Source organism: Actinomadura sp. 9N215 (assembly GCF_044326345.1).
GTDB lineage: Bacteria > Actinomycetota > Actinomycetes > Streptosporangiales > Streptosporangiaceae > Spirillospora.
The window spans coordinates 35,016-50,926 of record NZ_JBIRBA010000043.1 but is presented as its reverse complement, the minus strand read 5'-3'; the positions used below and the strand labels follow the sequence as shown (position 1 = coordinate 50,926).

Below are 15,911 nucleotides of genomic sequence, written 5' to 3'. Positions count from 1 at the left end.
GCACAAATGAGCGCCCGCGACCAGATCCTCCACGCCACCCTCCGCCTCATCGGCGACCAGGGCATCGGCCCGGGTCCAACCGCGCCGTGGCCCGCGCCGCCGGCGTCTCCCTGGGCTCCCTCACCTACCACTTCCCGAGCCCGGCAGACCTGCTCCGCGAGGCCCTGCAAACCGTCGTGGAAAACGAAATAGCCCGCAGAACCCCGCACATGAAAACCCGCGCCGGCCCCCCCCCCCCCGCCGCCCCCGTGCAGGATGGTCTAGGGGCGCTGGGTCTCGTTCTGGACGGTCTGCCGGATCAGCTCGTCGTCTGACCGAGACCGCGCCGCTCCTTTGGGCGAGTCGTACGGGCGCAGGTAGGTCTGCTTGACGCCGGGCACGCGGTCCTCGACCACGAACGTCGCCTTGGTCGACGCCTTCGCGTCGTGGTTCCGGACGGTCGGCAGCGTCTTGAAGTCGGCCTTCAGCTCGTCCTTGCCGATCTTCGTGAGGACGTAGCCGCGCTGGTTGTTGTAGAACCGCAGATGCGGGTTGATCTTGAGGAAGGGCTGGTCGGCGGGGTTGGAGTCCGCCCCGTCGCCGCCGCTGGTGATGGACGAGCACACCAGCTCAGCGCCGACCGTCTTCGAGCCGGGGTCGTCGTAGTCCGCCTTCAGGTCGCTCGCCCAGTGGGCGTGGACGTCGCCGGTGAGCACGACCGGGTTGCGGACCTTGGCGTCCAGCCAGCCCTTGGTGATCCGGTCGCGGGACGCGGCGTAGCCGTCCCAGGAGTCCATCGAGGTCTTCTTGACGGGCCCGGCGGTGTTGTCGCGCTGCGCGAAGAACACCTGCTGGCCGAGGACGTCCCACTGGGCGCGGGAGTGGCGGAACCCGTCGAGCAGCCAGCGCTCCTGCCGGTCGCCGGTGATGGAGCGCTTCGGGTCGAGCGCGTCGGGGCAGTCCTTGTAGCCGTCGCCGCAGGCCTGGTCGTCGCGGAACTGGCGGGTGTCGAGCATGTGGAAGTTGGCGAGGCGTCCCCAGGAGACCCGCCGGTAGACCTGGATGTCCGGGCCGCGCGGGATGGAGCGGCGGCGCAGCGGCATGTTCTCGTAGTACGCCTGGAACGCGGCGGCGCGGCGGGCGCGGAACGCCTCGGGCGACGGGGTGTCGGAGTTCGCCTCGGGGACGTCGTCGGCCCAGTTGTTCTCGACCTCGTGGTCGTCGAACACGACGAGCCACGGCGCGGCGTGGTGCGCGGCCTGCAGGTCCTGGTCGGACTTGTACTGGGCGTGCCGCAGCCGGTAGTTGGCCAGCGTGACGGTCTCGGGGCCCTCGTGGTCGCGGACGTTTCCGCCCGGGATGGTGTAGACGCCCTTCTTGTACTCGTACTGGTAGTCGCCGAGGTGCAGGATCAGGTCGGGGTGCTCCTCGGCGAGCCGCCGGTAGGCGGTGAAGTAGCCGTGCTCGAACTGGGAGCAGGACACGAAGCCCATGGCGAGGGCCGGGCCGTACGTGGACGGGTGCGGCGCGGTGCGGGTCCGTCCGACCGGGGACACGTGGTTACCGGCGCGGAAGCGGTACCAGTACTCGCTGCCGGGGCGCAGGCCGTTCAGCTCGATGTGGACGGAGTGCGCGGAGCGGGCCCTGGCGTCGGCGGTGCCGCGGCGCACGACGCGGCGGAAGCGCTCGTCGGACGCGACCTCCCACTGGACGGGGACCGTCGAGGACGGCATGCCGCCGAGGCCGTCCTCGGCGAGGGGGTTCAGGGCCAGCCGGGTCCAGAGGACGAAGCCGTCCGGGCCGGGGTCGCCGGACGCGACGCCGAGCGTGAACGGGTCGCGCGGAAGGTTCCGGGGGCTGGGGGCGGCGTGCGCGGGGCCGGGGGCTCCGGCCGCCGCGACGGCGGCGGCGAGCCCGCCGGTGACGAGGAAGGTTCGCCGGCTCGGCGGACGTGCGATGTCGGCCATGGGGGTAGCGACCTTTCGGGAGATCCGGCATCAATCGCCGAAAAGCCTCACGAAGGCCGGTGACCCGCGGGTACCGCCGGGATGACGTCCACCACAACAACGATGATCTTTTTGGCCGGACCGGAAGATCGCGTACAGCGCGCAGGAAAGGATGGTAAGGTAGCAACTTACGAGTTGCACACAGAACTTCCACCCTATGAATAGGAGTGTACCTCAGGCATGGGACTCCGTCAAGCGGGCGCTGTCAACCCCCAGCGCGAGGAAAGCGGAGAACGCGCGCGGCAGGCCGCGATCCGCACCGAGCAGGAGTACGTGTCCCGCGTGTACACGCGGCTCGACGCCGAGCGGGAGAAGGCCGCCGCCGCGCTGCGCGAGGGTCCGGCCGCGGGCGGCGGCGCCGCGTTCCAGGCCCGGGTGGAGAGCACCGTCGCCACCGACGAGGCCGCACGCCGCCTCGCCCGGCTCGGCGGCGTCGAGCACGGCCTGTGCTTCGGCCGGATCGACCACCGCGCCGACGCGGACGGCCCCGGCGACACGTTCTACATCGGCCGCGTCGGCCTCCGCGACGAGGACCACGAGCCCCTCCTGATCGACTGGCGCGCCGCCGCCGCCCGCCCGTTCTACACCGCCACCCCCGGCGCGCCCGGCACCCTCGCCCGGCGCCGCCACCTGCACCTGCGCCACCGCGAGGTCGTCCGGCTGGACGACGAGGTGTTCGACCTGGAGGGCCTGGACGAGTCCGAACGCGGCGGCATCGTCGGCGAGGCCGCGCTGCTCGCCACGCTCCGCCGCGGCCGGACGGGCCGGATGAGCGACGTCGTCGCCACCATCCAGGAGGAGCAGGACCAGGTGATCCGCTCGGGCCTGCAGGGCGTGCTCGTCGTCCAGGGCGGTCCCGGCACCGGCAAGACCGTCGCCGCCCTGCACCGCGCCGCCTACCTGCTCTACACGCACCGGGACGTCCTCGAACGGCGCGGAGTCCTCGTCGTCGGCCCGAACGCCACGTTCCTGCGCTACATCGAGCAGGTGCTGCCCGGCCTCGGCGAGACCGACGTCGCCCTGGCCACGGTCGGCGAGCTGTACCCGGGCCTGAAGGCGACCGCGAGGGAAGAACCCGCGGTCGCCGTCGTCAAGGGAGACTTCCGCATGGCCGACCTGGTGCGGGAGGCCGTCCACGACCGGCAGCGCGTCCCCCCGGACGGCCTGCACGTCGAGACCGACGGCCTCACCCTCGTCGTCGACGCCGAGACATGTGAACGGACACGCGACCGCGCCCGCGGCCTGCGCCTCCCCCACAACGTCCAGCGGCGCCGCTTCGTCCACGACCTGCTGGAGGCGCTCGCCGTCAACCGCGCCGAGCAGTACGACCGCATCATGGACGAGCCCCTGGAAGACATCGCCAAGAACGGCGGCCTCCCCGGCTGGCTCCAGGAACTCATCGACGAGGCCGAAGAAGAACCCCTCCTGGACGACGCGGAACTCCGCCTCGCCAAGGAGACCCTCTGGCAGGACCCTGCCGTCCGGCGCGCCATCAACGCGCTCTGGCCCGAGCTGACCCCGGAGCAGCTCCTGACCGACCTCTACGCCGACCCCGAGTCCCTCACCCGCATCGGCCCCCGAGCCGGCCTGACCCCCACCGAATCGACCCTTCTGCACCGTCCTCCAGCCCCCACCCACCACCATCCAACCGACGAGCTCCGCTCGACGAACAGTTCGTCCATTGCTCCGTGGACGGTCTCCGACGTCCCGTTGCTGGACGAGGCCGCCGACCTCCTCGGCAAGGACGACTCCGCCGAGAAGGCCCGTGAGCGCGCGGCCGCCGCCGCACGCGCGCGGGAGGCGCTGTACGCCCAGGAGGTGATCGAGTCCACCGACACCGGGAACGTCGAGAGGCTCACCGCGAGCGACCTGATCTCCGGGAGCGACCTGGCGGAGCGCCACCACGACGGCGGCCCGCCGCTCACCACCGCCCAGCGCGCCATGGCCGACCGCGAATGGGTGTACGGGCACGTCATCGTCGACGAGGCGCAGGAGCTCTCCGAGATGGCCTGGCGCGCCGTCATGCGGCGCGTCCCGACCCGGTCCCTCACCGTCGTCGGCGACATCGCCCAGACCGGCAGCGCCGCGGGCGCCGCGTCCTGGGGGCAGATGCTCGACCGGTACGTCCCCGGCCGCTGGCGCGAGCAGCGGCTCCTGGTCAACTACCGCACCCCGGCCGCGATCATGAAGGTCGCCGCCGGCGTGCTCGCCGCCGTCGCGCCCGGCGAGACGCCGCCCGAACCCGTCCGGGACGACGGCCCGCCGCCCACCGCGGTCGAGCTGCCGGTCGCGGAGCTGCCCTCGCTCGTCCGGTCCGAGTTGTCGAGCATCGCCGCGGGGACGCCCGACGGGATCGGCGGCGCCTTCAAGGAGGGGCGCCTCGCCGTCATCACGTCCGGGGCCCGGCACGCCGCCGTCCTCGCCGCCCTCCCAGACGCCGCCGCGGGCGCGACCCCCGAGGCCCTCGACTCCCCCGCCGTCGTGCTGACCGCCGAGGAGGCCAAGGGCCTGGAGTTCGACTCCGTGATCATCGTCGACCCGGCCGGGGTGCTGGCGGAGTCCCCCAAGGGCGGCCAGGACCTCTACGTCGCCCTCACCCGGGCCACCCGCCGCCTGACCGTCGTCCACGCCGGCGACCTGCCGCCCCTCCTGGCGAACCTGGGCTGACGCTCAGACCGGGGGCAGCTGGATCATCGGACGCTGCCCCCGCCTGCCGTCCATGGGGGCCTCGGGAAGGCTCGGCGGCCTCCGCACCGGCGGCAGCGGGCCGAGCTCGATGACGCCGCGCTCGTCGAGCGCCCGCGCCCAGTGCGCCGCGTCCGGCCGCAGGCCCCGGCCCTCCGCCGCCTCCGCGAACCGGGCGGCCACCTCGCCCGCGATGCGCTCCGGAACGCCCGGCACGTACTCGACCGCCCCTCCCGGACGCAGCGCGGACGTCCGCGTCAGGACGCGCGCCACCAGCAGGGCCAGCTTGTACCGGTCGGTGTCCAGGTCCGGGCCGGTGACCGGCTGCTCGGGATCGTCCCAGTCGAGGGTGGACGGCTGCTCAAGGACCGGGTGCGTGCCCGTCGCGCGGATCCCGTCGCAGTCGAGGAGGAAGACGTCCCCGCCGGGCGACCACAGCAGGTTGTTCATGGACACGTCGCCGACCACGAGCCGATGGGAGTGCAGCAGCCGGAACAGCGCCACGGCGTTGCGGACGATCTCCAGCCGCCCGTCCGCGCCGGGCGGCGTGATCTCGCCCCACATCGCCTTCGGCTCGAAGAGCAGGTACTGGAATTCGCGGAGCTTCATCCCCGGGGCCGCCCTGCCCCAGAATTCCGGGGGCACCCTGCGCATCACGAAGCCTTTGACGACCCCGCCGTCGAGAACGCGCGCGAGCGGCCAGGCCGCCTGCCGCAGCAGCGCGGCGCGGTCGTCCCCGGACAGCGCGCCGGGCAGCTCGACCAGCCGTTTCAGGGCGTCGCCGTTCACCTTCCCAGGTTGCAGGTACTCCTTGAAGACGTGTCCGCTGCCGTCCCCGCGCACCTCAAGGACCCTCCCCTGCCCGCCGGTGCCGATCTCCGCGCCGAGGGTGAGTTCGTCCAGCGGCAGCTGCGTCCCGTTCGGCCACATCCCGCTACCGCCCCCAGACGCAGACGGCCGAGCGGTCGTCGCCGAAGGACTTCGCCCGGAAGCCGAGCTGCCAGCCGAACTCCAGGACGCCGGGCACGTCGGGACGGGACCAGCACCCCTGGAGCTGCTCCCGCACCTCGTCGCTGCGCATCGGGTTCGACAGGCCGTCCGTGCACAGGACGAGCACGTCGCCGGCGCCGATCTCACCGACCTCCGTGCGCACGGCCCGGGGATCGCCCGGCAGCGCGTCGGTGGCGGTGTCCAGGATCGCCCCGTCGGACGGGCCGGCCGGGCCGATCTCGCCGAGCACGCCGTCGCGCAGGAGGAAGGCCGTGCTGTCGCCCAACCGCAGCAGCGCGAACCGGTGGCGCCCGTCGGCCGGCGCGAGGTCCACGGCGGCCGCCACGAGCGTGGTGGACAGCGCCTTGGCGGGCACGTTGCGCCGCTCCGCGTGGTGGACCATCGCGTCCGCGATCCAGCGCGCGGTGGCGGCGAACACGTCGAGGTGCTCCCACGTCCAGCGCGCGGAGGACCTTTCGATCTCCTCGCGGAGCAGCGCGCAGGCCAGCGCGGAGCCCTCGTGCGAGTTCGGCTGGCTGCCTACGCCGTCCGCGACGCAGGCCAGGAGCGCGTCGCCGCCCGCCAGCGTCATCGGCCAGAGCGCGACCGAGTCCTGCCGCGGCTCGCCGTAGTAGCGGTGCTCGTCGCCGCGCAGCGACGCGGCCCGGACGGCGAGGTGGTCGAAGTCGGCGCCGTCCAGCACCATGTCGGGCACCGCGGCGCTCGCGCGCGGAAGCCCCCGCGGGACCCCGCCCTTCGGGTGCGGCCGACGGTACTCCGGCGGGCTCTCGAACGGCTCGCCCGGCAGGTGGGGAGCGGCGGGCGCGAGCCGCACGGAAGGCGCGCCCTGCACCGGAGGTGGGGGCTGCACGGGAGGTGCGGGCTGCACGGGAGGCGGGGGCTGCGCGGGCTGCATGGGGGGCGCGGGCTGCGCGGGCTGCGCGCCCTCCGGTTGGGCGGGGATCTCGCCCCAGTGCTGGGGCGGACCGTTCAGCACCGGCGGAGGCTCGCGCCGCCCCGCCGGGCGCGCCCGGTGCCGCCAGTCCTCGTCCTCGGGACGTTCCGGCACGGGGCGATCAGATGACATCGGCCGGAATCGTGGTGAAGCCGGGCACCTCGTCGGGCATCGCGAGGCTCATGCCGCCGTCCGAGCCGCCGGAGGTGCCGGACCGGACGATCGAGCGGATCAGCGACTGCGCGAACTCCTTCAGCGCCTGGTCGGGCGTCAGCGTCTCGTCGGAGATGAAGGCCCGCACGGTGGCGATCTGCTTGAGCGTCTCGCTGTTCACGTCGCCGAACCCGAAGGCCAGGATGTTGGGCCGGGGCCCCCATGCCGGGTCGATGACGCGCCGGTACGCCATGTCCCAGTCGGCGCTGTCGTTGGGCTGGCCGTCGGTCAGGAAGAACACGGCGGGACGGAGGACCTGGTGCCCGCCGGCCTTGAGCCGGTCGATGTCCGCCTCGATGGTCGAGCGGAGAAGGTCGAAGGCGCTGCTGTAGGACGTGCCGCCGTCCGCCGTCAGCTGGGGGATCTGGGTGACCTCGCTCAGATCCGAGAGTTCGAGCAGGACCTGCGCCTCCTGGCTGAAGCTGATGAGGCAGAACCGGGTCTTGTCCGCGACGACCGGATTGCTGCCGATCTCCTCGTGGAGCCTCGGCAGGGAATCGTTGATGGCCTTGATCGGCTCCCCGCTCATCGACCACGATTCGTCGCAGACGAGGTAGAAGGGAAGTACCTGTTCGCTCATCCTTGGGCCTCTCGGGGTCAGTTCTTGTGGAAAAGGTAGATGTTGAGCAGCACTTCTCCGCCGGAGGCTCCGAGGAGCTGGAAGTCGCGGGTGGCGACGTCGGCGAAAAGCGTTCCGTCGGCTCGTTTCAGCAGTTCGTTGACGTCATGGGCGAAGGCCTCGCCGCCGTTGTTCTGCGCGCCGAACGTCAGCACGATGCCCGCTTTGCGGCCGCGCAGGGCGGGCTCCGACCGGATGGCGCGGCGCAGCGCCTGGATCGCGCTCCCGCTGCCCTTCTTGGCGTCGTCCGAGTCGACGGAGAGGGTGACCTCCACGAACCGCCGTTCCAGGGCCTGCCGGGGCGGCGGGGTGGGGCGGGCGACCGGACGGGGCGGCGGGTCCTGGGTGCCGAGCGCGACGATGGCGAACGCGAGGAGCAGGTCGGCGAACAGCCATCCGGCGATGGCGGTCACCGATGTCCGCAGGTTCATCGGAACAACCGCCGCCTCAGTCCGCCCGACCTGGCGAGCTGGTCGCGGAGGAGGTCCACCGAGTTCCGGAGTTCGGCGAACTCGTCGGTGACGGCCCTCGTGCGCTCGTCGGCGAGGGGGAGCCCGGTGAGAAGCCGGTCCATCTCCGCCTTCATGGCGGTGATCGCCGTGCCCATCCCCTGTTCGAGGTCGCGGGCCGTCGCGGGCAGGTCGTCGAACGCGGCCTTCGTGGCCGTGATGAGCTGCTCGATCGAGCCGACGATCAGGCCGAGGTGGTCGGCGGCGGCCTCGTGGCGGTGCGAGTACATGGCGCCTTCGGTCCGCCACTCGTCGAGGGCCGTCCGGATCGCGGCGCCGCTCGTGTCGAGGGCGGCGGTGATGCGGTCGCCGAGCCGGTCGCGGTCGGCGTCCGCCGCGGACCGCAGCTCCGTGGCGGCCTCCGCGATCGCCTTGCGCAGCCGCTCGGAGTCGGCCGTGGACGAGCGGGTGAGCCCGGCGGCCGCGTCGGCGACGGACGTGGCGGCGGACGAGACCTCGGCCAGGCTCCGGCCGACGCCCTCGATCGCCTTCTCGACCCGTCCGGCGGCCGCGCGCATCGCGTCGTCGCTCTTCAGCAGCGCCTCGGCGAGCTGCTCGACGCGTTCCATGCCGGCGCGGGTCTGCTCCACGGCGTCGTGCGCCGCGCGCTGGAGGTCGCCGGCCGCCGCGCCGGCCTTCCCGGCCTCGTCGGCGGCGTCCATGAGCCGCTGCGCCGCGTGGTCGGCGCGGGAGGCGTCGTCCATCCGGAACAGGCTGAGGTGGAAGTCGGCGGCGGTGAGCGCACCGGCCAGCTCCCGGGTGAGGCGCGTCCGCTCCTGCGCGTCGGCGCGGTCGGAGCTCCGGCGGACCAGGGTCTGGCAGACCGAGACGAAGATCAGGATCACGATCGCGAGCAGCGTCCACAGCGCGATGCGGTCGAAGTAGAACCCTCCGCCGAGACGGCCGTTGAAGCCCGTCTGCCACTGTTCGAGGAAGGACTTGCCGGTGAGCGTGGGGTCGCCCCTGCTGCTCCGGTAGGCGCTCGTCGCCTTGTAGAGGCCGATCCAGGTCAGCATGATCGGCACGAAGATCAGCACGGCGGGGAGGAGGTCGAGGACGGCCGCCGTCCAGCGCCGCGTGGCGTTCTCCGGACGGTCGCCGACCGTGTCGTCCCGCAGGAACGCGGCGTACAGGTCGACGGCGGCCCACCGGCCGAGATCCGTCTCCGCCGCGAGGTCGTCGGCGAGCCGGCCGAGCTGGGCCGACCGCGCCTCAAGGCGTTCCTCCGCCGCCAGGGCCTTCAGCCGTTCCACCGTTTCGTCGCGCTCGAACCGGTCAGGCGGGGCGACCGCCCGGCCCATGGTCGCCGTCAATGAAACGCCCCCGTATTTCTGTCCTGGTCGGGTCATGTCATGCGAGGCCATACACATCCGACATGAATCGAATATACGGATTGTGGTTGATCGGCTCCGCCGTCGACCGCGTCCCCGATCACAGTGGCCGCATTCGGACGCTTTGCGCAAAGGACCGGCGCGCGCGGGCGCGTCCGTGATAAAGCCATCCCGTTGATCAAGATCGACCACTCGTATTACGCTGGGAGACGCCGGGTCGCGCACCCCGGCCGACGAGCGCCGAATTGCGCGGCGATCATGTTGGGGGCGGCTCCCGCCCACCGGCGGCGGGAGCGGAGGCGGGACGGCGTGGCCGCGACGTGCGGAGATCGCAAGGGCAGGACGTGACCAAATCCGGCCCGAGTTAGGCGAGCGCCGACCTTTACCCGGCGTCCCCGGACGAGGAGCCTGTGCCCCCGTAGAGATCATTTATCTTTCCGGAGGTGCGGGTTGGCCAGGCGATCCCTGAGACGGACCCGGCGGACGATGACGGTGGCCGTGCTGACCGGTGCGGCGCTCACGGCGGCCGGCGGGGTCACGGCGTACGCGCAGGCGCCCCCCGAGATCGTGGTGAAGGGCGGCGTGACCCAGCCGGTCTTCTCCTACAAGGACGCGATCCGCGAGCACGTGTACGTCGAGACCGATCTGGACAGCGACGGGGACGGCAAGCGCGACCGCGTCAACGTGGACGTCATCCGGCCCAAGGAGACCGAGCGCGGCCTCAAGGTCCCGGTGATCATGGACGAGAGCCCGTACTACGACAACGCCGGACGCGGCAACGAGAGCGAGCTCAAGACCTACGACGCGAACGGGAACCCGGTGCGGTTCCCGCTGTTCTACGACAACTACTTCGTCCCGCGCGGGTACGCCTACCTCGCGGTCGACATGGTCGGGACCACCAAGTCCGACGGCTGCCCGGTGAGCGGCGGGCCGTCCGACGTCCTTGGCGGCAAGGCCGTCGTCGACTGGCTGAACGGCCGCGCGAAGGCGTACCGGGCGGACGGCAGCCCGGCCAAGGCCACCTGGACGACCGGCCGCACCGGCATGATCGGCAAGTCCTACGACGGGACGCTCGCCAACGGCGTCGCCGCGACCGGTGTGAAGGGCCTGGAGACGATCGTCCCGATCGCGGCGATCAGCAGCTGGTACGACTACAGCCGCATGAACGGCGTGAACTACTGGACGAACGAGCAGCCGTGGCTCGCCGACTACGTCGACACGGACCCGTTCGAGAAGTGCGCCGCCGTCCGCGCCGACCTCGGCGAGGGCGAGGACGACGCGACCGGCAACTACAACGCGTACTGGCGGGACGCCGACTACCGGCACGGCACGATCGGCGACGTCCGCGACGTGCGCGCCAGCCTGTTCGCCTACCACGGCGTCAACGACCTGAACGTGAAGGACAACCACTTCGCGCTCTGGTGGCGGGAGCTCGCGAAGCGCGGCATCGACCGGAAGGTGTGGCTGTCGCAGCGCGGCCACGTCGACCCGTTCGACATCCGGCGGGACGACTGGGTCGCGACCCTGCACAAGTGGTTCGACCACGAGTTGCACAAGGTCCGCAACGACGTGATGCGGGGGCCGCGCGCCGACATCGAGATCGGCCCCGACCAGTGGATCACGCAGCGGGACTGGCCGTCCCGGGACGCGCACGAGATCACCCTGCGGCCGGGCGCGGACGGCTCGCTCGGCCCGAAGCGCGCCGGGAAGGGTGCGACGGCCACGTTCACCGACGAGCTCGGACCGCGCCGGCTCGGCCACAGCGAGGGCGAGATGGTCAGCGACCCGGGGACGGCGAAGCCGTTCAGGACCGCCTTCGTGTCGGGTCCGCTGCCGCTGGCCGGACGCCTGTCCGGGACGCCCGAGGCCCGCCTGCGGATCAGCCTGGACAAGCCCACGTCCAACCTGACGGCGCTGCTCGTCGACTACGGCGAGGACACCCGCGTCGACTACCTCGGCCCGGGCTCCGGCATCAGGACCCTCACCACCGAGGACTGCCACGGCGAGAGCGCGCCCGGCGACGACGCCTGCTACAAGCAGACGGTGGTCAAGACCGTGAAGTCGCCGGTGAACGTGGTCGCCCGCGGCTGGCTCGACGCCCAGAACGACGGGTCGCTGAGCGACCCGACGCCGTTGAAGCCGGGCCGCTACTACGACGTCCGGTGGGACACGCTCAGCCAGGAGTACGTGCTGAAGAAGGGCCACCGCCTGGCGCTGATCATCGCCGGGACGGACTCCGACTACAACACCGATACGCCCACGGAGGCGAAAGTGACGGTGGACCTGCGCGGCAGCTCCATCACCATCCCGGTCGTGCTCGGCGGCGGGGACGACGACGCGACCGCGCTCGTCCCGCAGCCGAAGACGACGTGGCGCGGCCCGTCCGACGTCACGCTGCCCGTCCAGGAACGCGAGTTCCACTGATCCATGGGGAGGCCGCCGCCCGCAGGGGGCGGCGGCCTCGCCATGCTGGAGCCCCTTAGTCAGCGGCCGGTCGTCACGAGCCTGGAGTTCGGGGCGCGCTGGACGCTCACGCGCCCGGGACGCCGGCCGCCGTGAACGGACGCGAACGCCCACTCCGCCGACATCATCGCGCCCTCCTGCCAGCCGGGCAGCGGGGTGACCTGGTCTCCGATCACCATGAAGGTGCCGTTCCCCTGGAAATTGATCAGCGACTCGTACCATTCCCGGTGATCGGAGATGGTGTGGTCCCAGTGAGCCCATGCGCCAAGCTGGAACGGCACCTTGTGCCAGGCGACGGACACGCCCTGCCGCTCGGGGACGATCGACCGGTCGGCGAACTCGGAGTGCAGTCGCGCCCCCGCGGCACGGGCCGTCTTCAGGCGCTGGTCGTGCGGGCGGTCGCCGAACGTCAGCCCGCTGTCGTAGGCGCAGTAGGCCCCGAGCAGGACGCCCTTGTCGTCAGGGGACAGGTAGTTGGTGGACGGATACCAGATCTGCTGTGTCTCGCCTTCGACCCAGCTGATGCCGCCGTAGATCTGGTACTTCTCCGATTCCCAGAAACGCCGGTTCGCCTGCCAGCCCAGCTTGCAGGCGGGTGCGAACCCGAGGCCCGCGACGGCGCGGCCGAAGTCGGCGGAGAACCCTTGGAGATCGACGCGCTGCCGCAGGACCGGCACGGGGATGCTGCTCAGGCAGTAGTCGAACGTCTTGGCGTGCTCCCCATCCGCGTCCTTCCACGCGACCCGCACCCCGTCCTCGACCAAGCCGATGGCGTGCACGGGAGCGTTGAGCGTGATGACGCCGGCGGGCAGCGCGGACGCCAGCCGGCGGACGATCATGTCCATCCCGCCGACCGGCTCGAACAATGAGCCCTGGTAATGGTAATCGAGCTCCCAATAGTATCGGGTATCCCAGAATGCGCTCTCCAACAGGTCCGGAAGAGACAGCGGGTCTTTTCTCTCAAGTTCCCGCGGGACGCTGGGCGGCCTGGCCGTCCCCGAGCGCAGGGATCCGCGGTAGTCGTGGCCGGCCGCGTCGAGATCGCCGAACTCGTCCAACAGGGCCAGCAGCCTGGCACGCTGGGCCTCGCTCAATTCGCCGTCGAGCAATCCCTTCCTGACGGCGGCCGCCGCGTATTCGGCGACATATCCGCGGACGTCGTTGGCGATCTGGCCGCTGCGGACGGGTGCCCGCCCCCACAGCCGCTCGGTCTGGTACAGGTTCGCGTTGGACTGCATGATGTACTGCTCAAGCGGGATCCGATACTTGCGGCACGTGCCGATGACCCGCTGGTTGTGGTAGGGGATGCGCGCCGGGCCGAGGTTGACGTAGAGGCCGCGGTCGAGCCGGCACGTCTGGGTGCGGGCCGATCCGTCCGCCCATACCTCGGTGATGGTGTCGCCGCGCCGGGCGGTGAGGCTCCGCCCGCCAATGCGGCCCTGGGCCTCCAGGATGGTCACCCTGTATCCCGCCTCGATGAACTTGAGCGCGGCGGTCACCCCGCTGACGCCCGCGCCGAGGATCGCGACGGTCTTGCCGCCGCCCGTCCTGCGCGGCGGTCTCAGCAGGCCGGTCGGCGCCGGCGCCGCATGGGCCGGAACGACGCCGGTCATGACCTGCAGCAAAGTGGCGGACGCGGCCACGCCGAGGAATGTGCGGCGTGAGGAGCCATTGTGTGGCTGGTCCATCATGCTCCTTCTGGGAGACGTCGACGGCAACGCTTGATCGCCCGTCGGACGGACAGCACGCTAAATGACCCGGGCAATTACTGAAAGGCGCGAATTGTGACCAATTTGATCATCAACGCAAGGGAGCCAGCTCACCCCGCCGAAACTGAATTGTCCGGAATCGGCCAGGGCAATTCTGCGGGCAGAACCCGCTGCACGAAAGTGCCGACAATGGCGCGGCGGCGGCTCGATCGCGGCCCGCCGGCCGGTCAGCGGTTGCCGGTGTCCTTGCTGGGCTGGACGCGCTTCGGCTCGCCCGGCATCTTCGGGTAGTTGGGCGGATACGGCATGTCGCCGAGGCCGTGGTCGCGCTCGTCGCGGTCGGCGAGGTCGAGCAGGCCCTCAAGCGAGAACGCCTCGTCGTCGATGGCGGCGTGCACGTCGCCCAGCTCCGCGAAACGGGCCGGCATGGTCGCGATGGTGAAGTCGTGCGGGTCGGCGTCGGCCAGCTCGTCCCAGGTCAGGGGCGCCGAGACGGGCGCGTGCGGGGCCGGCCTGACGCTGTAGGCGGACGCGATCGTCCGGTCGCGCGCGTTCTGGTTGTAGTCGATGAAGACCTGCTCGCCGCGCTCCTCCTTCCACCACCGGGTGGTGACCTCGTCCGGGACGCGGCGCTCCACCTCGCGGCCGAACGCCAGCGCGGCCCGGCGGACCTCGGTGAACGTCCAGCGGGGCTCGATCCGGACGTAGATGTGCACGCCGCCCTTCCCCGACGTCTTCACGAAGCCGGTGAGCCCCAGCTCCGCCAGCAGCTCGCGGGCCGGGCCGAGCGCGACGCGGACGGCGTCGGAGAAGTCGGTGCCCGGCTGCGGGTCGAGGTCGACGCGCAGCTCGTCGGGGTGGTCGACGTCGCCGTCCCGCACGGGCCACGGGTGGAACGTCAGCGTGCCGAGGTTGGCCGCCCACGCGATCACGGCGACCTCCGTCGGGCACACCTCGTCGGCGGAGCGTCCGCTGGGGAAGGCGATCTTGGCCGTCCGGACCCAGTCGGGCGCGCCCTTCGGGACGCGCTTCTGGTAGAACGCGTCGGACTTGCCGGCGCCCCCGCCCTGCTGCCCGCGCGCGTAGTCCTCCCGGGTGGCCATCCGGGCGCCCTCGAAGACGCCGGCGGGCCAGCGCTCCAGCGTGGTCGGACGGTGGCGGGTGGCGCGCAGGATGCCCTCCCCCACGGCCACGTAGTACTCGACGAGCTGCCGCTTGGTGTAGCCGTGCTCGGGAAAGTAGACCTTGTCGGGGTTGGACACCTTGACGAGCCGATCCCCGACCGGGATCTCGATGTAGGGCGAGGCCATAGCAGCACGTTAACCCACTGGTCGGACAGGGCGGCGGGTACGGTCGACGGTATGGAGAAGATCCGCAAGAGCGAGGATGAGTGGCGGGCGGAGCTCAGCCCCGAGGAGTACCGCGTGCTGCGGGAGGCCGGCACCGAGAAGCCCTTCACCGGCGAGTACACCGACGCCAAGACCGTCGGCGTGTACCGGTGCCGCGCCTGCGGGACGGAGCTGTTCCGCTCGGAGACCAAGTTCGAGAGCCACTGCGGCTGGCCGTCGTTCTACGCGCCGTCCGACTCCGACAAGGTCACCCTGATCGAGGACCGCTCGCTCGGCATGGCCCGCACGGAGGTGCGCTGCGCGGTGTGCGACTCGCACCTCGGCCACGTCTTCCACGGCGAGGGCTACGACACGCCGACCGACGACCGGTACTGCATCAACTCGATCTCGCTCACCCTCGAACCCGCCGAATAGGCGGCCCGCGCGCCTGCCGCGACGGGCTCACGGCGGCTTCCGGTTTCCGGCTTCCGCACCGGCCGCTAGCGGGTCTCCGCGACCTCGCAGTCGTCCTTGTCGCTCTGCTTGTTGGCGAGGACGACGCTGCCGTTGTCGGCGCTCTCCCCGTGGACGAAGACGCGGGGTGCGTCGTCGCCCGCGTCCCGCAGGAACTGGGTCGTCCATTCGCACAGGTCGACGGCGGGCGCGGAGTTCTCGTCCTCCTCGCCGAGATCGGTGTAGACGCGGACGAACGCGCCGCTGCGGCGGACGTCCGTGACGTGCTTGACGACCTTCTTGCCCGGGTCCCTGGTGGCGAGGTACGGGACCGCGCCGCTGACCTCGTCGGGATCGCCGACGGCGCCGGTCGTCTCGTACGCGGACGGGGACGGCGCCGCGGCGGTGCGGGCGACGGCGGCGGCATCGGAGCCTGAACCGGGCTCGGAGCCGCCGGGCAGCGCCAGCAGCACGGCGGCCGCCGCGAGCGCCGCGGCCGCCGCGCTCCCCGTCGCGGCCGCGGCCAGCCGGCGGCGGGGCGACCGGCGCGGCCACGCGGCCAGGCGCGTCCAGCGGATCTCGAACTCGGAGGGCGGCCGCGCGTGACGTCCGCGGGTCCGCCCGTCGGGAGACTTGCTCACGGACGGCACCCTACTCAGGTTCCCGCGCGT

At 71.8% G+C, this 15,911-nt stretch carries 13 protein-coding genes; 4 read left to right on the top strand and 9 right to left on the bottom strand.

Going from position 1 to position 15,911, the window contains the following annotated elements; genetic code table 11:
- Nucleotides 1-86 precede the first annotated feature (86 nt).
- Entirely contained in the window at nt 87-314 is a 228-nt protein-coding gene (locus ACH34T_RS42050) for a hypothetical protein (protein WP_396026612.1), read from the top strand.
- Here ACH34T_RS42050 and ACH34T_RS42045 read toward each other — a convergent pair.
- Nucleotides 261-1,946, bottom strand: a complete 1,686-nt coding sequence (locus ACH34T_RS42045) for an alkaline phosphatase D family protein (protein WP_396026611.1) — start codon at nt 1,944-1,946, stop codon at nt 261-263. The genes ACH34T_RS42050 and ACH34T_RS42045 overlap by 54 nt on opposite strands.
- Nucleotides 1,947-2,165: 219 nt before the next feature.
- On the opposite strand from ACH34T_RS42045, the gene ACH34T_RS42040 reads away from it, so the two are divergent.
- Complete coding sequence (locus tag ACH34T_RS42040; protein WP_396026610.1) at nt 2,166-4,652, top strand: HelD family protein; 2,487 nt, start codon at nt 2,166-2,168, stop codon at nt 4,650-4,652.
- A 3-nt stretch (nt 4,653-4,655) separates the two neighbouring features.
- On the opposite strand, the gene ACH34T_RS42035 is transcribed toward ACH34T_RS42040, so the two are convergent.
- Genes ACH34T_RS42035 through ACH34T_RS42015 form a run of 5 tightly spaced genes read right to left on the bottom strand, consistent with a single transcriptional unit; the run spans nt 4,656 to nt 9,269 of the window.
- Nucleotides 4,656-5,600: a hypothetical protein gene (locus ACH34T_RS42035; protein ID WP_396026609.1), complete on the bottom strand. Its 945-nt coding sequence runs from the start codon at nt 5,598-5,600 to the stop codon at nt 4,656-4,658.
- Nucleotides 5,601-5,604: 4 nt separating this feature from the next.
- On the bottom strand, nt 5,605-6,747 hold the full coding sequence (locus ACH34T_RS42030) for a protein phosphatase 2C domain-containing protein (RefSeq protein WP_396026608.1): 1,143 nt from the start codon (nt 6,745-6,747) through the stop codon (nt 5,605-5,607).
- Nucleotides 6,737-7,408, bottom strand: a complete 672-nt coding sequence (locus tag ACH34T_RS42025; protein WP_396026607.1) for a VWA domain-containing protein — start codon at nt 7,406-7,408, stop codon at nt 6,737-6,739. Before ACH34T_RS42025 ends, ACH34T_RS42030 begins: the two co-directional genes overlap by 11 nt.
- Nucleotides 7,409-7,425: 17 nt before the next feature.
- Nucleotides 7,426-7,878 (bottom strand): hypothetical protein, encoded by a 453-nt coding sequence (locus ACH34T_RS42020; RefSeq protein WP_396026606.1) that lies wholly within the window; start codon nt 7,876-7,878, stop codon nt 7,426-7,428.
- Nucleotides 7,875-9,269 (bottom strand): hypothetical protein, encoded by a 1,395-nt coding sequence (locus tag ACH34T_RS42015; protein WP_396026605.1) that lies wholly within the window; start codon nt 9,267-9,269, stop codon nt 7,875-7,877. Before ACH34T_RS42015 ends, ACH34T_RS42020 begins: the two co-directional genes overlap by 4 nt.
- Before the next feature lie 504 nt (nt 9,270-9,773).
- On the opposite strand from ACH34T_RS42015, the gene ACH34T_RS42010 reads away from it, so the two are divergent.
- Nucleotides 9,774-11,711, top strand: a complete 1,938-nt coding sequence (locus ACH34T_RS42010; protein ID WP_396026604.1) for a Xaa-Pro dipeptidyl-peptidase — start codon at nt 9,774-9,776, stop codon at nt 11,709-11,711.
- A gap of 59 nt (nt 11,712-11,770) precedes the next feature.
- On the opposite strand, the gene ACH34T_RS42005 is transcribed toward ACH34T_RS42010, so the two are convergent.
- Nucleotides 11,771-13,438 (bottom strand): flavin monoamine oxidase family protein, encoded by a 1,668-nt coding sequence (locus tag ACH34T_RS42005; protein ID WP_396026603.1) that lies wholly within the window; start codon nt 13,436-13,438, stop codon nt 11,771-11,773.
- A 248-nt stretch (nt 13,439-13,686) separates the two neighbouring features.
- A complete protein-coding gene (locus ACH34T_RS42000) occupies nt 13,687-14,769 on the bottom strand; it encodes a DNA polymerase domain-containing protein (protein WP_396026602.1) in 1,083 nt (360 codons plus the stop codon).
- Nucleotides 14,770-14,820: 51 nt separating this feature from the next.
- Between ACH34T_RS42000 and msrB the strand changes: the two genes are divergently transcribed.
- Nucleotides 14,821-15,222 (top strand): peptide-methionine (R)-S-oxide reductase MsrB, encoded by a 402-nt coding sequence (gene msrB / locus ACH34T_RS41995; RefSeq protein ID WP_396026601.1) that lies wholly within the window; start codon nt 14,821-14,823, stop codon nt 15,220-15,222.
- A gap of 65 nt (nt 15,223-15,287) precedes the next feature.
- Here msrB and ACH34T_RS41990 read toward each other — a convergent pair whose 3' ends face one another.
- Nucleotides 15,288-15,881, bottom strand: a complete 594-nt coding sequence (locus tag ACH34T_RS41990) for a hypothetical protein (protein WP_396026600.1) — start codon at nt 15,879-15,881, stop codon at nt 15,288-15,290.
- Nucleotides 15,882-15,911: the final 30 nt, after the last annotated feature.